The organism is Pseudoxanthomonas winnipegensis (genome assembly GCF_030322905.1).
Lineage (GTDB): Bacteria > Pseudomonadota > Gammaproteobacteria > Xanthomonadales > Xanthomonadaceae > Pseudoxanthomonas_A > Pseudoxanthomonas_A winnipegensis.
Genome location: NZ_CP095475.1, coordinates 52,027 through 73,438 on the forward strand (window position 1 = coordinate 52,027; position 21,412 = coordinate 73,438).

General features: G+C 69.9%; 16 protein-coding genes. 6 read left to right on the plus strand and 10 right to left on the minus strand.

Annotation, left to right across the window (positions count from 1 at the left end):
- Nucleotides 1-66: 66 nt before the first annotated feature.
- The 3 genes from lldR to dld are packed head-to-tail and all read left to right on the plus strand — an operon-like array spanning nt 67 to nt 3,730.
- A complete protein-coding gene (lldR, locus tag MWN52_RS00250; protein ID WP_425608060.1) occupies nt 67-882 on the plus strand; it encodes a transcriptional regulator LldR in 816 nt (271 codons plus the stop codon).
- On the plus strand, nt 879-2,042 hold the full coding sequence (gene lldD / locus MWN52_RS00255; RefSeq protein WP_286575981.1) for an FMN-dependent L-lactate dehydrogenase LldD: 1,164 nt from the start codon (nt 879-881) through the stop codon (nt 2,040-2,042). Before lldR ends, lldD begins: the two co-directional genes overlap by 4 nt.
- A complete protein-coding gene (dld, locus tag MWN52_RS00260) occupies nt 2,039-3,730 on the plus strand; it encodes a D-lactate dehydrogenase (protein ID WP_286575982.1) in 1,692 nt (563 codons plus the stop codon). The genes lldD and dld overlap by 4 nt, the downstream gene beginning before the upstream one ends.
- 546 nt (nt 3,731-4,276) lie before the next feature.
- Here the strand turns inward: dld and MWN52_RS00265 are convergent.
- On the minus strand, nt 4,277-5,479 hold the full coding sequence (locus MWN52_RS00265) for an amino acid aminotransferase (protein WP_286575983.1): 1,203 nt from the start codon (nt 5,477-5,479) through the stop codon (nt 4,277-4,279).
- Between the two features lie 243 nt (nt 5,480-5,722).
- Here MWN52_RS00265 and MWN52_RS00270 point away from each other — a divergent pair, with 243 nt between their 5' ends.
- Both MWN52_RS00270 and MWN52_RS00275 read left to right on the plus strand, forming a co-directional pair.
- Nucleotides 5,723-6,025 carry a YciI-like protein gene (locus MWN52_RS00270; RefSeq protein ID WP_130520427.1) on the plus strand — a complete coding sequence of 101 codons (303 nt, stop codon included), beginning with the start codon at nt 5,723-5,725 and terminating at the stop codon, nt 6,023-6,025.
- 13 nt (nt 6,026-6,038) lie between these two features.
- Nucleotides 6,039-6,242, plus strand: a complete 204-nt coding sequence (locus MWN52_RS00275) for a hypothetical protein (protein ID WP_130534218.1) — start codon at nt 6,039-6,041, stop codon at nt 6,240-6,242.
- Nucleotides 6,243-6,995: 753 nt separating this feature from the next.
- On the opposite strand, the gene MWN52_RS00280 is transcribed toward MWN52_RS00275, so the two are convergent.
- From MWN52_RS00280 to adh, 8 genes are all read right to left on the minus strand, one after another.
- On the minus strand, nt 6,996-7,367 hold the full coding sequence (locus MWN52_RS00280; protein ID WP_286575984.1) for a DUF779 domain-containing protein: 372 nt from the start codon (nt 7,365-7,367) through the stop codon (nt 6,996-6,998).
- 31 nt (nt 7,368-7,398) lie between these two features.
- Nucleotides 7,399-9,537 (minus strand): TonB-dependent receptor family protein, encoded by a 2,139-nt coding sequence (locus MWN52_RS00285; RefSeq protein ID WP_286575985.1) that lies wholly within the window; start codon nt 9,535-9,537, stop codon nt 7,399-7,401.
- Nucleotides 9,538-9,722: 185 nt separating this feature from the next.
- Entirely contained in the window at nt 9,723-10,751 is a 1,029-nt protein-coding gene (gene adhP, locus MWN52_RS00290) for an alcohol dehydrogenase AdhP (protein WP_286575986.1), read from the minus strand.
- 116 nt (nt 10,752-10,867) lie between these two features.
- A complete protein-coding gene (azu, locus tag MWN52_RS00295) occupies nt 10,868-11,320 on the minus strand; it encodes an azurin (protein WP_286575987.1) in 453 nt (150 codons plus the stop codon).
- 210 nt (nt 11,321-11,530) lie between these two features.
- Nucleotides 11,531-12,763, minus strand: a complete 1,233-nt coding sequence (locus MWN52_RS00300) for a c-type cytochrome (protein WP_286575988.1) — start codon at nt 12,761-12,763, stop codon at nt 11,531-11,533.
- A 24-nt stretch (nt 12,764-12,787) separates the two neighbouring features.
- Nucleotides 12,788-14,500: a methanol/ethanol family PQQ-dependent dehydrogenase gene (locus MWN52_RS00305; protein ID WP_286575990.1), complete on the minus strand. Its 1,713-nt coding sequence runs from the start codon at nt 14,498-14,500 to the stop codon at nt 12,788-12,790.
- Nucleotides 14,501-14,544: 44 nt separating this feature from the next.
- Entirely contained in the window at nt 14,545-16,797 is a 2,253-nt protein-coding gene (locus tag MWN52_RS00310; RefSeq protein ID WP_286575992.1) for a TonB-dependent receptor, read from the minus strand.
- A 285-nt stretch (nt 16,798-17,082) separates the two neighbouring features.
- On the minus strand, nt 17,083-18,612 hold the full coding sequence (adh, locus tag MWN52_RS00315; protein WP_130532266.1) for an aldehyde dehydrogenase: 1,530 nt from the start codon (nt 18,610-18,612) through the stop codon (nt 17,083-17,085).
- Nucleotides 18,613-18,852: 240 nt separating this feature from the next.
- Here adh and MWN52_RS00320 point away from each other — a divergent pair, with 240 nt between their 5' ends.
- A complete protein-coding gene (locus MWN52_RS00320; RefSeq protein ID WP_286575995.1) occupies nt 18,853-20,757 on the plus strand; it encodes a sigma-54-dependent Fis family transcriptional regulator in 1,905 nt (634 codons plus the stop codon).
- A gap of 251 nt (nt 20,758-21,008) precedes the next feature.
- Here the strand turns inward: MWN52_RS00320 and MWN52_RS00325 are convergent, their stop codons facing one another.
- Nucleotides 21,009-21,320: a hypothetical protein gene (locus tag MWN52_RS00325; protein WP_130520448.1), complete on the minus strand. Its 312-nt coding sequence runs from the start codon at nt 21,318-21,320 to the stop codon at nt 21,009-21,011.
- Between the last annotated feature and the right edge of the window lie 92 nt (nt 21,321-21,412).

Genomic DNA, 21,412 nt, shown 5'->3' on the forward strand with positions numbered 1-21,412 from the left:
CAAGTGCGGCGCGCCACCGGCCGATGGGACGGGCGAGGGCGCCCGGCCACTGCCGCGAGTCCTGCCATGCCCCGATCCCACCCCGTGTCCGCTGATGCCACGCCCGTCGCCACGCGCCCGGCCGAGCGCGTCCCCGACCGCGTGGCGGCCCAGCTGCGCGCGCTGATCGACCGCCGCGGGCTCAAGCCCGGCGAGCGCCTGCCGGCCGAACGCGCCCTGGCGCTCGAGCTTGCGGTCTCGCGCTCGGCCCTGCGCGAGGGCATCGCCCAGCTGGCCAGCCAGGGCCTGCTGGTCAGCCGGGTCGGCGGCGGCACCTATGTGCGCGCGCCGGCGCCGCTGGACGCGGCCCTGGATGCGCAGCTGGTGCCGTACCTGCCGCTGTTCCAGGGCGACCCGGAATACCGCTTCGACGTGCTGGAGATCCGCCATGCGCTGGAAGGCGCGACCGCCTGGCACGCGGCCCAGCGCGCGACCGAGGCCGACCGCGCGCGCATCGCCGCCGCCTTCGAGGCGCTGCTGGCCGCGCACGAGCAGGGCGACGCGGCCCGCCAGGCCCAGGCCGATGCGGACTTCCACCTGGCCATCGCCGAGGCCTCGCACAACCTGGTGCTGCTGCAGGTGATGCGCGCGCTGTTCCGGCTGCTGCAGTCCAACATCTCGCAGAACCGCGAGAAGCTCTACACCTCGCCGCAGACCTTCGCACCGCTGCTGGCCCAGCACCGCGCGCTGAAGGACGCGGTGCTGGCCGGCGATGCCGACCGCGCGCGCCATGCCGCGCACGAGCACCTGGCCTTCGTCCACGGCTCGCTCAAGACCCTCGACGAGGACGAGGCGCGTCGCGCCCGCGCCTCGCGCCTCCCGCCGGACCGCCCGCTGCCATGATCATCGCCTCCTCTACCGATTACCGCGCCGCCGCGCAGCGCCGGCTGCCGCCGTTCCTGTTCCACTACGCCGACGGCGGCGCCTACGCCGAGCGCACGCTGGCGCGCAACGTGACCGACCTGGGCGAGATCGCCCTGCGCCAGCGCGTGCTCAAGGACATGTCGCGGCTGGACCTGTCCACCACCCTGTTCGGCGAGACCCTGGCCATGCCGGTGGTGCTGGGGCCGGTCGGCCTGACCGGCATGTTCGCCCGCCGCGGCGAGGTCCAGGCCGCGCGGGCCGCCGCGCGCAAGGGCATCCCCTTCACCCTGTCCACCGTGTCGGTGTGCCCCATCGAGGAAGTCGCGCCGACGCTGACGCGGCCGATGTGGTTCCAGCTGTACGTGCTCAAGGACCGCGGCTTCATGCGCCACGCGCTGGAGCGCGCGCAGGCCGCCGGCGTCAGGACGCTGGTGTTCACCGTGGACATGCCGGTGCCCGGCGCGCGCTATCGCGACCTGCACTCGGGCATGAGCGGGCCGAACGCGGCGCTGCGCCGCTACTGGCAATCGCTGACCCATCCGCGCTGGGCGTGGGACGTGGGCCTGCACGGCCGCCCGCACGACCTGGGCAATGTCTCGCGCTACCTGGGCAAGCCGACCGGGCTGGAGGACTACATCGGCTGGCTGGCGGCCAACTTCGATCCTTCCATCTCGTGGAAGGACCTGGAGTGGATACGCGAGTTCTGGAAGGGCCCGATGCTGATCAAGGGCATCCTGGATGCGGACGACGCGCGCGATGCGGTGCGCTTCGGCGCCGACGGCATCGTGGTGTCCAACCATGGCGGGCGCCAGCTCGACGGCGTGCTGTCCAGCGCTCGCGCGCTGCCGGCCATCGCCGATGCGGTCAAGGGCGACATCAAGCTGCTGGCCGACTCCGGCATCCGCACCGGCCTGGACGTGGTGCGCATGCTCGCCCTGGGCGCCGACGCGGTGCTGCTGGGCCGGGCCTGGCTGTACGCGCTGGCTGCGGCCGGCGGCGCCGGCGTGGAGCATCTGCTGGGCCTGATCGAGAAGGAAATGCGCGTGGCCATGACGCTCACCAGCACGCGCAGCATCGCCGACATGGGCCCGCACATGCTGGTGCCCGCAGACGCGCTGCCGGCCGACCGCCTGCCGTGAGCGCGCGCGGCGACGCGGCCCTGCTGGACACGTTGCGCGGCATCGTCGGCCGCCGCCACGTGCTGACCGACGACAAGCGCACGCGCCGCTTCCGCAAGGGCCAGCGCTTCGGCGAAGGGCCGGTGCTGGCGGTGGTCCAGCCGGGCACGCTGGTCGAGCAATGGCGCGTGCTGCAGGCCGCCGTGGCGGCCGATGTGATCGTGATCCTGCAGGCGGCCAATACCGGCCTGACCGGCGGTTCGACGCCCGATGGCGACGATTACGAACGCCCGGTCCTGCTGCTCAGCACGCTGCGCCTGACCGGGGTGCAGCTGATCAACGACGGCGCCCAGGTGGTGTGCCTGCCCGGGGCCACGCTGGATGCGCTGGAGCGCGCGCTGGCGCCGCTGGGGCGCGAACCGCATTCGGTGATCGGCTCGTCCTGCATCGGCGCCTCGGTGCTGGGCGGGGTGTGCAACAACTCCGGCGGTGCGCTGGTGCGGCGCGGCCCGGCCTATACCGAGCTGGCCCTGTACGCGCAGCTGGGCGCCGACGGCGTGCTGCGCCTGGTCAACCACTTAGGCATCGCGCTGGGCGAGGACCCGGAGGACATGCTCACGCGGCTGCAGGCCGGGCGCTACACCGCGGCCGATATCGTCAACGATCCGACCAGGGCGGCCTCCGACCACACCTATGCCGCGCATGTGCGCCAGGTCGATGCCGCCACGCCGGCGCGCTTCAACGCCGACCCGACGCGGCTGCACGAGGCCTCGGGCTCGGCCGGCAGGCTGGCGCTGTTCGCCGTGCGCCTGGACACCTTCCCGAAGGAGGACACGGTGGTGTTCTACGTCGGCAGCAACGCGCCGGACGATCTCACCGCCGTGCGCCGCCATCTGCTGACCGCGCTGCCGTCGCTACCGGTGGCCGGCGAATACATCCATCGCGACGCCTACGACATCGGCGAGCGCTACGGCAAGGACACCTTCCTGCTGATCGACCGCCTCGGCACCGCGCGCGTGCCCAAGGCGTTCGCGCTGAAGAGCCGCGTCGACGCGTTCTTCGAGCGGCTGGGGCTGCACGGGGTCAGCGACCGCGCGCTGCAGCGCCTGGCCGGCCTGCTGCCGCCTCACCTGCCGCGGCGCATGAGCGAGTTCCGCGCGCGTTTCGAGCATCACCTGCTGATCCGGGTGGCGCGGGACAGCGTCGAGGCGACCGCCGCCTTCCTGCGCGCCTACTTCGCCGGGCGCGAGGGCGACTGGTTCCAGTGCGATGCGCAGGAGGGGCGCAAGGCCTTCCTGCACCGCTTCGCCATCGCCGGCGCGGCGATCCGCTATCGCCAGGTGCACCGCGACCGCGTCGAGGACATCGTCGCGCTCGACATCGCCCTGCGCCGCGACGACCGCGACTGGGTCGAAACCCTGCCCGCGGACCTGGACGACCAGCTCATCGCCAAGCTCTACTACGGCCACTTCTTCTGCCACGTGTTCCACCAGGACTACATCGCGCGCAAGGGCAGCGACCCGCTGGCGATCGAGCATGCGATGTGGAAGCGCCTGGACGCGCGCGGCGCCGAGTACCCGGCCGAACACAACGTCGGCCACCTCTACCGCGCCAAGCCGGCGCTGGCCGCCTTCTACCGTCAGCTCGACCCGACCAACCGCTTCAACCCCGGCATCGGCCAGACGCCGCGGGGGCGCGGGTGGGTGTAGGGGGGGCGGAGATGGGTGGGGGAACGAAGGGAGGAGTGAGTGGAGAGGAGTGAGGAGTGAGCAGGAGCCGCGTCTGCGCGGATCTGCGTGGCCTTCCTCGCTTCATTGCCTGCTTCCGACATTCAAGCACGATGCCCAACGCCTTCATTCCCGCGAAAGCGGGAATCCATGGACGTTGACGCTTCGGCGCGAAAGTCCCTGGGTTCCCGCTTTCGCGGGAACGACGATGGTGAGCTCCGAGGCGGCACTGAGCAGGTGGCGCCGAGATTGCAAAAAAGAGCGAGCAAGCGCCCCGCGTGCGCGCAGCTTCCCACTCGGCGCCCGCTTCCTGACTGAGCTCGCTTCCGAGGTCCAAGCGCGATGCTCAACCCCGTCATTCCCGCGAACGCGGGAAGTGCTTCTCGGCAGACGCATGTCTGACCATCCAGTGCCTTTCAAGCGGAAGCTAACGTCCATGGATTCCCGCTTTCGCGGGAATGACGGTGAGTGAGAGGTGAGAGGTGAGACATCCACTCACTTCCCACCCCTCGCCTCACCCACGCACGGCTAGCCCTTGACCACCTGGGCGATGGCCTGGGCAACGCGCTCCAGGTTGCCGGCGTTGAGCGCGGCCACGCAGATGCGGCCGGAGCCGATGGCGTAGATGGCGTGTTCCTCGCGCAGGCGGTCCACCTGGTCCCGGGTCAGGCCCGAGTAGCTGAACATGCCGGCCTGCTTGGAGATGAAGCTGAAGTTGCCGGCGCCGGCGTCGGCCAGCTTCTGCACCAGGCCCGCGCGCAGCGAATGGATGCGCTCGCGCATGGCGGTCAGCTCGTCTTCCCACTCCGCGCGCAGCTCGGGGTTGTTCAGCACACCGGCCACCAGGGCGGCGCCGTGCGTGGACGGGCTGGAGTAGATGGTGCGGATGATGCGCTTGACGTGCGACTGCACGGCCTTGGCCTGCTCGGCGGTGGCCGCCACGATCGACAGCGCGCCCACGCGCTCGCCGTACAGCGAGAACGACTTGGAATACGAGCTGGCGACGATGAAGTCGCTGATGCCGGCGTCGACGATCACCTGCAGCGCGGCCGAGTCCTCGCGGATGCCCTTGTCGAAGCCCTGGTAGGCCAGGTCGATGAAGGGGAACAGGTCGCCCTCCTTGAGCACCTGCGCCACCTGCTTCCACTGCTCGACGGTCAGGTCGGCGCCGGTGGGGTTGTGGCAGCACGCGTGCAGCAGCACGGTGGTCTTGGGCTTGAGCGCCTTCAGGTCGGCCAGCATGCCGGCGAAGTCCACCCCGTGGGTGGCCGCGTCGAAGTAGGTGTACTCGCCGACCTCGAAGCCGGCGGCCTCGAACACGGCGCGGTGGTTCTCCCACGAGGGCTTGCTCAGCGCCAGGGTGGCGTGCGGCAGCAGCTTGCGCAGGGTCTCGGCGCCCACGCGCAGCGCACCGCTGCCGCCGACGGTCTGGGTGGTGGCCACGCGGCCGGCGGCCAACAGCGGCGAATCCTTGCCGAACAGCAGCTCGCGGGTGGCCTGGGTGTAGGCCGGCAGGCCGTCGATCGGCAGATAGCCGCGCGGCTTGGCCTCCAGCGCCAGGGCTTCCTCGACCTTGGCCACGGCCTTGAGCAGCGGGATGCGGCCGGTTTCGTCGTAGTAGATGCCTACGCCCAGATTGACCTTGCCCGGGCGGGGATCGTGGTTGTAGGCCTCGGTCAGGCCCAGGATGGGATCGCCCGGGACCTGTTCAACGGATGCAAAAGAAGACACGGCGTGACTCGACATGGCGGGAGGAAGGGGGCGCGACGCGGCGCGTTCCGCGTGCCGGCGGCGATGGCCCCCGGCGCGCGAAAGGGCGCCAATCGTAGCAGGCGCGGGCAAGCGCAGAGCGCGCAACGGCGCGGGTTTGTCCCATCCTGCGGTGGTTGCGGGCGACACCATTCAGCCGCGCGGCGCGATTGAAGCCGGCCTGGCCGGGGACCACACTGGGGGCCCGCCCCGCCGGAGCCGCCCATGCACTTCCTGCTGTTCTACCAGACCGCCCCGGACTACCTGCAGCGCCGCCCGCTGCATCGGGCCGCCCATCTGGCCTATGCGCGCCAGGCGGTGGCGCGCGGGGAGCTGGTGCTGGGCGGCGCGGTCGGCGATCCGCCCGAGTCGGCGCTGCTGCTGTTCCAGGGCGAGGACGACAGCGCCGCGCGGCGTTTCGCCGAAGGCGATCCCTACGTGGTCGAGGGCATCGTCGCCAGCTGGACGGTGAGGCCGTGGACCACGGTGGTCGGCGCCGATGCGGCGCATCGTGTGCCGCTCGGCTAGCGGCGCGCGCGCGATGGACACCGCGAATCTGATCTGGGGGTTGCTGTTCGGCGCGATCGGAAGCGGCTATCTGGTGTATGGGGTGCGGCAGCGGGCGCTGGTGCCGGCGTTGTGTGGCTTGGCGTTGGGGGTGTTCACTTGGTTTGTGGATAGCGCTTGGGTGACGTTCGTGGTGGGGGTGGGGTTGATGGCGGTGCCGTACTTCGTGCGGTTCTGATGACGTGCTTCGGCGCACCCGCGTCGGCGCCTCGAGGCTTTAAGAGCACGCGCCTGCGGCGCGCTGGATGCAAAGGCTTTCGCGCCTACGGGCGCGAGCTACTTTTGTCTTGTCAAAAGTAGCCAAAACCGCTTCTCGCCGGGACGCGAGCCGCCGCTACGCGGCGGTCCCCTGCGCTTCTCGGAAGTCAGGGCACGTCGCCCAAACTCGCTTCGCTCAAACAGGGCGACTCTTCGGCCCTGACTTCCTGCGATGCTCGGCTCGCTTTACGGCTCAGACAGGTATAGCAACAGCGAAAGCAGAAGCTCTTGAGCAACAGCAACAGCAACAGCAACAGCAACAGCAACAGCAACAGCAACAACAACAACAACAACAACAGCCGAAGCAGGCCTTTCAGATTGTCATTCCCGCGAGCGCGGGAATCCAGGGACGTTGCTGTTCGCTCCTCGCTTTTGCTGATGCTTTCAGACCCCCGTAAGGCACGGCGGAGGGACGAGGATCAGACCCGCAGGGCGCCGCACATGGATGTGCGGCGTTTTTCGAGGGGACAGGATGTCCCTTCGAAAAATCCCTCGGCCCGCAGCGGACCTGCGCGCAGCGCAGGCGCGCCGCCCGGGGCGTGTTTCTTTGCCTACCTTTCTTTGCACGAGCAAAGAAAGTAGGTCGGGCCGCGAAGCGGCACGAAAGCTCTTGCCTTAAAGACCCCACGCGGGCGGCTTTTGCTGCCCACACACGCGAAAAAGCAGCTGGAACCTAAACCTTCCCCTCCCCCCGCAACACCTCGAACTCCTCATCCGCGAACAGGCGCGAGCGCACCAGGAAGCGCACCCCTTCGCCGTTGTCCAGCGAGAACATCCCCCCGCGCCCGGGCACCACATCGATGATCAGCTGGGTGTGCTTCCAGTATTCGAACTGCGAAGGGCTGATATAGAAATCCGCCCCGCCAATCTCGCCCAGGCGCACGTCGCGGTCGCCGACGATGAAGTCGTCGACCGGGTAGCACATGGGCGAGGAGCCGTCGCAGCAGCCGCCGGACTGGTGGAACAGCACCGGGCCGTGGCGGCCGCGCAGCCGCTCGATCAGCTGCAGGGCGGGCAGGGTGGCGATGACCTGGCGGGTGTCCATGACGGGCTCCTGATGGGTTGGGTAGGGGCGATCAGCCGTCGCCGCCCCAGGTCCAGCGTGCGCCGACCATGACGCCGCGGCCCGGGCCGGGTTCGTAGTAGCGGCCATTGCCTTCGTTGACGATGACCGAGCCGATGTAGCGCTGGTCCAGCGCGTTGTCCACGCGTACGAAGCCCTTCAGCGCGCCGCTGGCGTAGCGCCAGCGATAACCGGCCTCGATTCCGACCAGAAAATACCCCGGCGCGCGCGCGGTGCCGGCGTCGTTGACGGTGACATCGCCCACGCCTTCGCCGTCCAGCTGCGCGCTCCAGTCGCCGTGGCGCCAGCCCAGGGTCGCGTTGAGCTGGTTGCGCGCGGTGCCCGGGATGCGCGTGCCGGCGGCCACCAGGGTGGTGGGGTTGTTGCAGCCGGCGGCGGTGCAGATCGGGAAGCTGTCGCGGAAGGTGGCGTCCAGATAGGTATAGGCCAGGTCCAGCGACCAGTCCTGCGCCAGCGGCAGGCCGGCGCTCAGTTCCACGCCCTGGCGGCGCGCGCTGCCGACGTTGCGATAGCTGCTGCGGCCGCCGACGTTGCGGGCCACGGCCAGCTCGTCGTCGGTGTTGGCGCGGAACAGCGCCAGCTCGGCATGCGCGCCGGACTGGGCATGCCACTTGGCGCCCAGCTCGACATTGCGACTGATCGAGGGCTGCAGGTCGAAGGCCAGCCCCGCGCCGCCATCGGCGCGGTAGCCGATCTCGTTGAAGGTCGGCGTCTCGAAGCCGCGCCCGGCCGACACGTACAGGCTCAGGTCCTCGCGCGCGGCGAAGCTCAGGCCGGCCACCGGCGTGGTCTCCGAATAGGTGCGCCGGCCGCTGTCGTCCGGGTTGCCGGCGGTGATGTAGAAGTCGCGCGAGGAGAAGCGCACCTGGCTATGGCGCAGGCCGGCCAGCAGCGACAGGCGCGGCACGAATTCCCAGTAGGCCTGCGCGTACTGGTCGAAGTTCTCCACCACATCGCGCTCGTTGCGGCGCAGCCGGCCGCGCACGCCCAGCGTGCTGCCGACGAAGTTCTCGTAGCCGCGCCGCTGCTGGCGCTGCTTCTCGAAATTGGTGCCGGCGGTGAACTCGAGCGGCCGCCCGGCCGCCTCGCCCTGCCACGACCAGCGCCCGTCGGCGCCGCCGTAGTCGCTGTCCAGGTCGATCACGCCGCCGGCCTGCAGCGGATTGACCTGGGTCGCGGCGGGAATGGACTGGTACTGCACCACCTTGCGGTTGCCGCCCCAGGCGGACACGCGCACGGTCTGCTGTGCGTTCAGCGGCAGGGTGTAGAGCGCGCCCAGCTGGTTCTGCTGCACCGACTTGCGGGTGTTGTACTGCTCGGCCTGCGGCGTGGCCTGGGTGCGGTCGGCGTCGACCTGCGCCTTGGTCAGGCCCAGCGGATCCTGCGCATCGCTGCGGAAGGCGTTGCCGACCAGGTCCAGCGTGCCGGCGCCGCCCAGATCGAAGGTGAACTTGGCATTGCCCGAATCGCGGTCGGCCGCGCTGTGCTGGCGATAGCCGTCGGTCATGAAGCGCTGCACCGCCACGTTATAGCCCACCGCGCCGGCGGTGCCACGCACGCGGGCGCCGGCGGTCCAGCTGTCGTCGCGGCCGTAGGTGGTCTGCACCGTGAGTTCGGGCGCCTGGGTCGGCGCGGCGCTCCACAGCTGGATCACCCCGCCGGAGGAATTGCCGTACAGCGCCGAGAACGGCCCGCGCAGCACGTCCACGCGGCCGCCGCCGAGCAGGTTGAAGTGCGAGACCTGGCCCTGGCCGTCGGGCATCGCCGCCGGGATGCCGTCGGCATACAGGCGGATGCCGCGCACGCCGAAGGTGGTGCGCGCGCCGAAGCCGCGCACCGACAGCTGCGTGTCCTGGGCGTAGTTCTGCCGGTCGCGCGCCAGGATGCCGGGCACGCCCTGCAGCTCGTCGGACAGGTTGACGTCGTTGTGGTCGCCTTCGCCCAGGTCGATGCTCGACACCGACGCGGGCACGCGGAAGGCCGGGACGCGCTCCAGGCGCGTGGTCACCACGATGCGGTCCAGGGTGAGCGCATCTATGGGCGCGGCGGGCTCATCGGCCAGGGCAGGGGCAGAGGCGTACAGCGCGGCCAGGCAGGCCGCGTGCAGCGAAGAAGGGCGAAAACGGGTCATCAACGTCAAGGCATCATGGGGAAGGAAAGAAGGCGCACCGCGCAGCCTCGGGCCGCGCGGATGGCGCGTGCGTCGGCAGGCCGGGCGCACGCGACAAGGAGAACACGCCGGTCCACCGCAAGGGTGAAGATCCGCGTGCGCGACGCGGATCCCGGCAGGCGCGCGCGGTGCGCAAGCATGGCCTGTTATGCCGCCATGTCCAGCACTACGCGGCCTTCGATCTGGCCGGCGTGCATCCTGGCGAACACCGCGTTGATGTTGTCCAGCGTGTCGGTGGTCACGGTCGCGGCGACCTTGCCGGCCTGGGCGAACTCCAGCGACTCCTGCAGGTCCAGGCGCGTGCCGACGATGGAGCCGCGCACGGTCACCCCGTTGAGCACCATGCCGAAGATGTCCAGCGGGAACTGGCCCGGCGGCAGGCCGTTGAGCGAGACCGTGCCGCCGCGGCGGACCATGCCGATGGCCTGCTCGAAGGCCTTGGGCGAGACCGCCGTGACCAGTGCGCCGTGCGCGCCGCCGATCTCTTTCTTCAGGTACGCCACCGGATCGGTGGTGCGCGCGTTGACCGTCACCGTCGCGCCCAGGCGCGTGGCCAGCGCCAGCTTGGCGTCATCCACGTCCACCGCGGCGACGTTCAGCCCCATCGCCTTGGCGTACTGCACCGCCATGTGACCCAGGCCGCCGATGCCGGAGATCACCACCCAGTTGCCGGGCCGGGTGTCGGTAACCTTCAGCCCCTTGTACACGGTGACGCCGGCGCACAGGATCGGCGCGACCTCGACGAAGCCGACGTTCTTCGGCAGATGGCCGACATAGCTGGCGTTGGCCAGCGCGTACTCGGCGAAGCCGCCGTTGACCGAGTAGCCGGTGTTCTGCTGCGCCTCGCACAGCGTCTCCCAGCCGCCCAGGCAGTGCTCGCAGTGGCCGCAGGCCGAGTACAGCCACGGGATGCCGACGCGGTCGCCTTCCTTGACGTGGGTGACGCCTTCGCCGACGGCCACGACATGGCCGACGCCCTCGTGGCCGGGGATGAAGGGCGGGTTGGGCTTGACCGGCCAGTCGCCCTCGGCCGCGTGCAGGTCGGTGTGGCACACGCCGCAGGCTTCGATCTTGACCAGCAGATCGCCGGCCTTGGGCCGCGGCACGGCCACTTCCTCGATCGTCAGCGGCTGGCCGAAGGCGCGGACCACGGCGGCTTTCATCGTCTTGTTCATGGTTCTCAGCTCCTGTGGGAAACGTCTCGGGCAGGCTAGGCCGGCGAACCAGCCTGCGCCTTGATCCCAGTCAATCGCCGACCCGCGACGCTCCAGCCGCGCCGCGGCGCGGCGGCTCAGCCGAAGACGAACTTGCCCTTCATCAGCATGGCGTGGCCCGGGAAGGAGCAGAAGAAGCTGTAGTCGCCGCCCTTGGTCAGCTTGGACGTGGAGAAGGTCACCGTGTCGCGCTGGCCGCCACCGATCACCTTGGTATGGGCGATCACGCGTTCGTCGCCGGCCTTGATGAACCCGGCGGCCATGCCAGCCTTCATGCCATCGGCATCGATGCCGGCCATGTCGGCGGTCCTGGCCAGCACCCAGTCATGGCCCATCACGTTGGCGGCCAGCTTGCCGGTATGGGTCAGGGTCACGCTCACCTGGGTGCAGGCCGCGTCGATCCGGATCTCGGTCCTGTCGAACTTCATCGCATCGTCGCCGCTGATGGCGACGTTGCAGTTCTTGGCGAACGCGGTGGAGGCCATGCAGGCCAGGCACAGCAAGACCAGGGTGGAAAACAGCTTGCGCATCGTCGGTGGTCCTCTCTTCTTGTGCGGAAGTGGGGCTGGAGCGGTTCGCTCCCGGATGGGGCCCACACCGCGCGCATCCCCCGCGGATACGCACGGTGTGGGGTGGAACGCCAGAGGCGCGGGCCGACCGGGATGAAAGGGATCCAGGTCGATCTCCCATCGCCGGGCCACGGCCGCCACGCGTGAATCCGCGTCGCGGCGGCGTTGCGCTTACGGCTCGTTGCCGCGGTAGACCAGCGGCTCCTTGGAGGCCTTGGCCTCGTCGAAGGTCAGCGGCTTGTCGCCGGCCGGGTAGCCGTTCTCCTGCAGGATGAAGGCCATGATGTTGGCGTAGGTGTCATGGTCCAGGCTGGCCGGCTGGGTGGCGGGCATGTTCTGCGAGACGATGGTGAAGATGTCGCCCACGTGGAAGCCCGCCGCCGGGTTGGCGAAGTGCTTGCCCTTCAGCGCCGGGCCGGCGCGGCCGGCCAGCGTGTCGCCGTGGCACAGCGCGCAGTTGTCGGCGTACTCCTGCTTGCCCTTGTCGGCCTGCGCGGCGGTGAACAGCTTGGGCGCATCGCCGGCCGCGGCCGTGGCGGCCGCCGCGGGGCCTGCGCCGGCGCCGTTCCAGGCCAGCTGCGCGCCGCGCCTGAACATCGCCTGCGTGGTCGCGTTGGCCTGCGCCTTGCCGCTGCCTTGTGGCGTGGCCAGCACGGCGTAGGGATCCAGCAGCCTGCCCAGCGTGCCGTCGGCGCCGAGCGTGGCGACGCTGGCCTCGAAGGCCTGCGCGGCCGCGGCGTTGGCCGGGTCGTACAGGGCCACCAGGTTCCAGCGCGCATGCGGCTCGTCCAGCTCGGCGTAGTCGAACGGCGCGGCGTCCTTGTGCGCGCTCAGCCAGCCGACCACCGCCGGACGCCACAGCATGGCCGCACCGACCTTGTGCTGCTCCAGCGCCTCGATGGCGTCGTCGTTGGTCAGGTGCACGTCGGCCTGCAGCTTCGGGTAATCGGCGAAGTACAGGTTGGGCGTGGTCTGGTAGGTCACCGCGACCGGGCTGCCCGCCGGCAGCGTGGCCAGCGAGCGGGCCTGGCTGCCGTGCGGGGTGACCAGCACGAAGCCGGTGCGCCCGTAGGCGGCGGTGGCCTTGAGGCCCTCGGGCACGCCCGAGGCGCTGGCATCGACCGGGAAGCCGAGCACCAGCTGGCAGTCCTTGGCCACCAGCTTGTTGAACTCCTTCAGGTCGAAGCCTTCATCGTCATCGCCGGTGCCGTCGAACTCGTGCACCGACAAGGTGGTCTTCTGCTGCTTGGCCACGGCCGCGGCGATGGCCTTGTCCATCGCCGCGGTCGGGCTGGAGCTGTCCACGCAGACCGAGACGGCGGCCTGGGCGGCGCCGATGCCGCCGGCGCACAGCGCCAGCGACACGACGGAACGGAGGAGGGTGGGGTGCGGGGTGTGTTTCATGGCCTGGCTCCGGGGTGCGAATGCTTACAGCGAGAACACGTACAGGTGGCCGCCGAGCGGGATGTTGCGGACCTTCGGGTCCTTGGCCATCTCGCCGCCCCAGATCGGCACGCCGCCGCCCCAGCCCGCGTAGACGCCGACGTACTGCTTGCCGTTGACGGTCCAGGTGGAGGGCACGCCCAGCACGCCGGAGGCCATCTGCGGGCTCTTCCACAGGACCTTGCCGGTCTTGGCGTCGAAGGCGTACAGGTAGCCATCGGCGCTGCCGGAGAACAGCAGGCCGCCGGCGGTGGTCAACATGCCGCCGTTCCACGGCAGCTCGGACGGGAAGTTCCAGACCTGCTTGCCGGTGTTCAGATCGATCGCCTGCACCGCGCCCCAGTGGTTGGGGAAGGCCGGATCGCGCTTGACCAGGAAGGTCTCGCCCAGGAACGGCAGGCCGGCCTTGTAGCTGACCGCCGCGCCCTTCATGGTCATGCAGGTGTGCAGGGTCGGCACGTAGGCCATGTGCGTGTCGGGGCTGACCGAGATCGGCCACCAGTTCTTGCCGCCCAGGAAGCTGGGGCAGGTGAACACTTCCTTGTCCACGGTCGGGCGCATCGCCGGATCGGTGACCGGCTTGCCGTCCTTGAAGCCGCTGACCGAGGTGGCCGTGGCGAACTTCTCGGCATAGATCAGCTTGCCGTTGGTGCGGTCGATCGCATAGAACCAGCCGTTGCGGCTGGCGCTGACGATGGCCTTGTACTTCTTGCTCTTGTAGGTGATGTCGGTCAGCACCGTCTCGTTGGTGCCGTCGTAGTCCCAGGTGTCGTTGGGCGTGTACTGGTAATGCCACTTGATCTTGCCGTCGGCCGGGTTCACCGCGATGACCGAGTCGGTGTACAGGTTGTCGCCCGGGCGCAGCGTGGCCAGCCACGGGCCGGGGTTGCCCACGCCCCAGAACAGCGTGTCGGTATCGGCGTCGTAGCTGCCGGTCAGCCAGGCCGCGCCGCCGCCGGTCTCGGCCGCGCCCTTGGGCCAGGTGTCGCCGCCCGGCTCGCCCGGCAGCGGGATGGTGTGCAGCTTCCACACCTGCTTGCCGGTCTTGGCGTCCAGCGCCTCGATGAAGCCGCGCGCGCCGTACTCGCCGCCGGACACGCCGACGATCACCTTGCCCTTGACCACCAGCGGGGCCAGGGTCATCGCATAGCCCACGTCGGGCGCGTTGAGCTGCTCGTTCCAGGCCACATCGCCGGTCTGCGCGTTCAGCGCGACCACGTGGTTGTCCAGGGTGGCCATGTAGACCTTGTCCTCGTACAGCGCCACGCCGCGGTTGACCACGTCGCAGCAGATGGTCTTCAGGCCGACGTTGGACAGGTCGTGGGCGTACTCCCACAGCTTCTTGCCGGTGCTGGCCTGGAAGGCGATCAGGTGGTTCTTCGGCGTGGTGATGAACAGATAGTCGCCGTTGACGATCGGCGGGGCCTCGTGGCCCATGTCGAACTCGCTCTTCCAGTCCCAGGCCGGCTTGAGGTTGGCGACGTTGCCGGTGTCGATGGTCTTGAACGGCGCATAGCCGCGGCTGGTGTAGTCGCGGCGGTACATCAGCCAGCCGCTGTCGCTGGCGGCGGCCTTCAGGCGCGCGTCGGTCACCGGGGCATACGGGGCATCGGCGGCGCTGGCCGCGCCGCTGCAGGCCAGCACGCTGGCCACGGCCAGCGCCTTGAGCGCCTGGGTGGTGGGACGATGGATGTGCATGTGTCGCTCTCCTGGGTCATGGGTTGCCTTGGGGATGCGGTGGACTAGAAGCGGTAGCGGGCCCCGACCCAGCCACCGCGCGGGGCGCCCGGCCCCAGGAACCGGGGATCGGAATCCCCGGGGAAGACGTCGCCCGGCTCGCCCAACGTGCCGAAGCTGGCGTAGCGCTTGCCGGTGAGGTTCTCGACGCGCGCGGTCAGCTGCAGGCGCGGGGTCACGTCCCAGCGCGCGTGCAGGCCGAACAGCGCATAGCCGCCGAGCGGTGCGAGCTGGTTGGACTCGTCGCCGCGCAGGTACTGGTTGCTGCGGTACTGGCCATCGATGCCGATGCGCAGGGCGTCGCTCAGCGCGAACTCGACCCCGGCCTTGAGCTGGTGCCGCGACAGGCCCGGGATGCGATCGCCGCGCTGCACGGTGATCTGCCCGTCGGCGTCGGCCTGCGGGTTGTGGACCGCGTTCTCGGTGAACCCGTCCTGGTAGGTCGCATCCAGCCACACATAGCTGGCCGACCACTCCACCCGGTCGCCCGCCAGGCGGCCCTGCGCGGACAGCTCCAGGCCCTGGCGGCGGGTGTCGCCGACATTGGCGAAGAAACCCTCGTTGGAGGTCGCCCCGCCGACGGCCTGGAACAGGATGTCGTCATGGCTGGTGGTGCGGAACACGCCCGCCTGCCACTGCACGCCGGCGCCGCGGCCGCGCAGGCCGGCCTCCCAGCTCTTGGCCACCACCTGGTCGAGCGGCGGATCGGCGACGAACTGGTTGGGCAGCTTGCACGGCGCGTCCTCGTCCGAGCAGGTCAGTTCCACCGGCGTGGGCGCGCGGGTGGACTCGCTGTAGCTGCCGTAGGCGGTGAGCGAAGTGCTCAACTTCCAGGCCAGGCCCGCGGCCGGATTCAGGCGCGAGAACGTGTGCTCGCCGTTGAGGTCCGGGTTCTCGCCCGAGCGATCGGCGATGCGCGTGCGGGTGTGGTTGTAGCGGGCCGAGACGGTCAGCGCCAGCGCGTCGGTGAGGCTGAAGGTGTCGGTGGCGTACCAGGCGTAGGTGCGCGTGCTGGCGAACACGTCCAGCGCCTCGTCGGGAATCTGCAGGCCCGAATCGCGCGAGGTGCTGCGGTCCTCCAGCAGCACCGCCGGCGCGACGATGCTGGAATAGCGCACGTTGCCGCTGAGCCAGTCGCCGCCCAGCACCAGCTGGTTGTCGTGGCCGCCGAGCGGGCGCGAGAACACCAGCTGCACGTTGCCGCCGTGCGCGCGCTGGCGGCGGTGGCCGATGTTGTTCACCGCGTCGTAGTCGGAGGAGACCGGATCACCGTTCTGGTCGGTGACGAAGGCCTGCTGGCCCTGGTCGTCCTCGTCCTCGCACAGGAAGGCGGGATCGTCCTCGCAGGCTTCCGCGTCGCTGGTGTCGCCGTTGAACGAGCGCGTCTTGACCGTGCGCTGGTAGGCCATCGCGCTCAGCACCAGGTCGTCGGCGATGTCGTAGCGGCCGTGCAGGCTGGCATGGGTGAGGTCGTTCTGCGTCTGGTCCGGCGCGGTGAAGATGCTGGCGTAGTCGCGGCGCATGGCCTGGATCGACTGCGCGCCGTTGCCGGTGAGATTGGTCCTGGCCTTGGCCAGATCCAGATCCAGTGCGGCGCGTTCGCCGCGCCAGCCGAAGTTGGCCATGTAATGGCGCGCGTGGGTGGGCGAGAGATCGCGCCAGCCCTGTTCGTACAGATTGTCGGCCAGCACGTAGTAACCCAGCGTGCCGTTGTTGCCGCCGGACTCGACGCTGGCCACTTCGCGGCCGAACGAACCGGCCTCATACGACAGTGCCGTACCCGGATCGTCGAAGCCGTTCTTGGACCGCAGCACGATCGCCCCGCCCAGCGTGTTCAGACCGAACACCGGATTGGCACCGGTGACCACGTCCAGCCGGTCGATGCCCTGCTGCGGCAGCAGGTCCCAGTTGACCGTGTCGCCGAAGACCTCGTTGACGCGCACGCCGTCCTGGTAGACCGCGATGCCCTGGGCGATGCCCAGCAGCGGCGAGCCGGTGAAGCCGCGGAACTGCACATCCGGCTGCAGCGGATTGCCCTGCACGCTGTTGAGGCTGATGCCGGCCACCTGGCGATCCATGGCCTCGGTCAGGTCGACCGAGGTCATGCGGTCCAGCTGGTCCGCATCCAGCCCACGCACCGGATACGGCGACTTGTCCGCCGGCAGCGTGGCATCGCCGTTGGGCGTCACGCCGACCACGTCGAGCGTGGGCAGCGTGGTGATGCCGGGTGTGGCGGTGTCGGCGGCCAGCGCGGGCATGAGGGCGGGGCAGGCTCCAAGCAGGGCCAGCGTCAGCGCACGGCTCAGCGCGCGCCGCGACGGCATCCGCTGCGGGCAAGGGGTGGAAGACGGGGTGCGAGGACGGGCAGCGGCCGGCATCTGCCGGACACCGCTTCGCCGCTGGTCGTCGTTGCAGACGGCCATGTGGAGCTCCTTGAGCGCGGTTGCAGGGGCCGTGGCGCGTCGGCCTGGGGTCAGGTCAGCGCACCGCGGCGATGGATCGCATCCCGACGCGGGGAGGTGCGATGCGATCCTTCCAACCGGTCAGAAGAAGCCGAGCTTCTTCGGCGAGTAGCTCACCAGCAGGTTCTTGGTCTGCTGGTAGTGGTCGAGCATCATCTTGTGCGTCTCGCGGCCGATGCCCGACTGCTTGTAGCCGCCGAAGGCCGCATGCGCGGGGTAGGCGTGATAGCAGTTGGTCCACACGCGGCCGGCCTGGATCGCGCGGCCCATGCGGTACAGGCGCGAGGCATCGCGGCTCCACACGCCGGCGCCCAGGCCGTAGAGCGTGTCGTTGGCGATGGCCAGCGCCTCGGCCTCGTCCTTGAAGGTGGTCACCGACACCACCGGCCCGAAGATCTCCTCCTGGAAGATGCGCATCTTGTTGTGGCCCTTGAACACGGTCGGCTTGACGTAGAAGCCGCCCTCCAGCTCGCCCGGCAGCTTGTTCTGCGCACCGCCGGTGAGCACTTCCGCGCCTTCCTGCTTGCCGATATCGATGTAGGACAGGATCTTCTCCAGCTGCTCGCCGGAGGCCTGCGCGCCGATCATGGTGTTGGGGTCCAGCGGGTTGCCCTGCTTGATCGCCTCCACGCGGGCGATGACCTTCTCCATGAATTTCTCGTAGATCGATTCCTGGATCAGCGCGCGCGAGGGGCAGGTGCAGACCTCGCCCTGGTTGAAGGCGAACAGCACGAAGCCCTCCACCGCCTTGTCCAGGAAATCGTCGTCCTCGGCCATCACGTCGGCGAAGAAGATGTTGGGCGACTTGCCGCCCAGCTCCAGCGTCACCGGGATCAGGTTCTGCGAGGCGTACTGCATGATCAGCCGGCCGGTGGTGGTCTCGCCGGTGAAGGCGATCTTGGCGATGCGCGGGCTGGAGGCCAGCGGCTTGCCCGCTTCCAGGCCGAAGCCGTTGACCACGTTGAGCACGCCCGGCGGCAGAAGGTCGCCGATGACTTCCATCAGCACCAGGATCGAGGCCGGGGTCTGCTCGGCGGGCTTGAGCACCACGCAGTTGCCGGCGGCCAGCGCCGGGGACAGCTTCCAGCACGCCATCAGCAGCGGGAAGTTCCACGGGATGATCTGGCCGACCACGCCCAGCGGCTCGTGGAAGTGATAGGCGATGGTGTCCTTGTCGATCTCCGAGATGCTGCCTTCCTGCGCGCGCAGCACGCCGGCGAAGTAGCGGAAGTGGTCGGCGCACAGCGGCACGTCGGCGTTGAGCGTCTCGCGGATCGGCTTGCCGTTGTCCCAGGTCTCCGCGTAGGCCAGCAGCTCGAGGTTGGCCTCGATGCGGTCGGCGATCTTGAGCAGGATGTTGGCGCGCTCGGTCGGCGAGGTAGCGCCCCAGGCGTCCTTGGCGGCATGCGCGGCATCCAGCGCGGCGTCCACGTCCTGCGCGTTGGAGCGCGGGATCTGGGTGAAGGCCTTGCCGGTCACCGGCGTGATGTTGTCGAAGTACTGGCCGCTCTTCGGCTCGACCCACGCGCCGCCGATGAAGTTGGCGTAGCGCTTCTTGAAGATGGACTGCGGGTCGGTGGACATCGGCTTGGTGCTGGTGACGGCGTTCATGGCGTTCTCCTAGTGCGGGGTGTGTGTCGCCCAATGGGTGTGCCCAATAGCGCAAGCCCGATGCCAAAAACGCGGTGCTGCGCCGCGTCACGACCCTGGGCCGCGGCGGGCCGAGGGTCATGCCCCGCGGCTGTTGCGGCGCACCACGTCTGCCCGTTGCAAGCGTCGACGCGCTGTGATGTTTATTGGGACAGCGCCCCGTTGCGCTGTCGCAAAATGCGACACCTTGAGGAGTTGGGAATGGCACAGCCGCTGACTGCTTCGGATCGCGCCCTGGGGGCCGCGCGCCGCGCGTTCTTCGAACACGGCGGCGCGCCGGTGGGCAAGGTGCCCGACACCATCCTGCGCTCCTGGGTGCGCTGCCAGCGCCTGGGCCTGCCGGCGCAGGGCGCGCCGCAGATCGAGCCGGTCAGCGCCGCCCGCCTGAGCGAGATGCGCGAGCGCCACGAAAAGCTCTGGCGCCTGGCGCGCGCCGAGCTGGAGCTGCTGTCCTCCGACGCGGCGGCCACCGGCAGCATCGTCATCCTCACCGACGAGGACGGCTGGATCCTCGATGCCGAGGGCAGCGCCAGCTTCCTCGACCGCGCCGGCCGCGTGGCGCTGATGCCAGGCGCCTGCTGGAACGAGGCCCAGGTCGGCACCAACGCCATCGGCACGGCCATCGTCGAAGGCCGCCCGGTGGTCGTCCACGGCGGCGAGCACTACCTGGCACCGCACGGCATCTTGAGCTGCTCGGCCACGCCGATCTTCGACCCCTACGGCACGCGCATCGGCGTGCTGGATATCTCCGGCGATGCGCGCGTCTCGCACATGCACGCGCTGGGGCTGGCGCGGATGGCGGTGGCCAGCATCGAGCATCGCTACTTCGACGACGGCATCCCCGATGCCGAGCTGCTGCGCCTGCACCGCGACCCGGCGCTGCTGGGCACCGCGCGCGAGGGCCTGCTGGCCTTCCGCAACGGCAAGCTGGTGGCCGCCAACCAGGCCGGCCTGCAGCTGTTCGGCCTGGAGCGCGGCGAACTGGGCCGTGCTTCCTACACCGGCCTGTTCGCCGACGCGCCCAGCCGGCTGCGCGACGACGGCGTGCTGCTCGACCGCCAGGGCCGCGCGCTGCACGGCCGCGTCGAGGACGGCCAGGCCCGTGCCCGGCGCCCGGCCGCGCGGCCGCCGATCACCGTCTCGGCCGCCGTCGACCCGCAGGCCAGCGACGCGCCGTTGTTCGACGCCGAGCAGGACGCCGCACTGGCGCGCGCCCGGCGCGTGCTCGATGCCGGCCTGCCGGTGCTGGTGCAGGGCCAGACCGGCACCGGCAAGGAAGTCTTCGCACGCGAACTGCATCGCCGCTGCGCGCGCGCGGGCCGGCCCTTCGTCGCGGTCAACTGCGCGGCCCTGCCCGAAGGCCTGATCGAGGCCGAACTGTTCGGCTACGAGGACGGCGCCTTCACCGGCGCGCGCAAGCACGGCAACCCCGGCCTGCTGCGCCAGGCCGATGGCGGAGTGCTGTTCCTGGACGAGATCGGCGACATGCCGCTGGCCCTGCAGCCGCGGCTGCTGCGCGTCCTGCAGGAGCGCGAGCTGCTGCCGCTGGGCGGCGGCAAGCCGGTCAAGCTGGACTTCGCCCTGATCTGCGCCACCCACCGCGAGCTGGACCAGGCCATCGCCGAGGGCCGCTTCCGCCCCGACCTGTACTACCGCATCGCCCATCACACCGTGCGCATCCCCGCGCTGGCCGAACACGGCGATCGCGCCGGGCTGGTGCACGCGCTCTGGCAGCGCCTGGGCCAGGGCCGGCGCCTGACCGACGACGCCCACGCCCTGCTGGCCAGCTACGACTGGCCCGGCAATCTGCGCCAGCTCAGCGCCTGCCTGCGCACCCTGGTGGCGCTCAGCGAACCGGGCGAGACCATCGGCGCGGACATGCTGCCCTCCTATCTGCACATCCAGCGTCCGGCGCTGCCCATCGCCCCGACCGCGCTCGCCGCCCCGGCCAGCGCGCAGGACCTGGACGCCCTGGCCGAAGCCGCGATGCGCCAGGCCCTGGCCGACTGCGACGGCAACGTCACCCGCGCCGCGCGCAAGCTCGGCATCAGCCGCAGCACCCTCTATCGCCGCCTGGGTCAGGACCTGCGCGATACCACGCACTAGCCATCGTGGACGTGGCGCAACGGTCTCCTCGAAGCTCCCAGCAGCCGACATGTAGAGCGGAGCTTGTGGCAATCCCCTCTTGGGGACTCCGCTGCTCTTCGTTCGGTTCGTGGGGAAGGCCCCAGCGGAGCAAGCTCCGCTCTACAGGGAAGAGCCCCTGCTTTGGTCTTTGGGACAGCGGCCGGCGATGAGGCTTTCCCGATGAGCCAAACGCGACCATCGCGCGAAGGCCGTACGGCAGCTTCTACGCGTCAGGCGGCCGTCGCCTGCGCTGCCTGCCGACGCAGCATCGCGTCCATCAGGGCGCGCATGCGGGCGAGGTCGCGCTGGGCGGTTTCCAGCACGCGCGGCTCGTTCGCTTCGAGCAGACGCTGGGCCGCCTCGGCGACGTCATGCAGCACCGCCGCCGCGTCCATGTCCAGGAAGATGCGCAGGCTGCGCACATGGCGCTGGAGCGCCTGCTGCAAGGCCAGGTTGGCGCCGCCGGCGCAGGCGGCGATCGCGTCCAGGGTCAGGTCAAGCTGGGCCAGTTCGTCGAACAGCTCATCGGCATTGGGGCGCATCGGTCGTATCCGGCAGATCCCCTGTTCAGAACAGGAACGGGGTTCGCAGGATCCTCCGGTCAGCACCGTGAACGCCGGGTTAGGGCGACCCG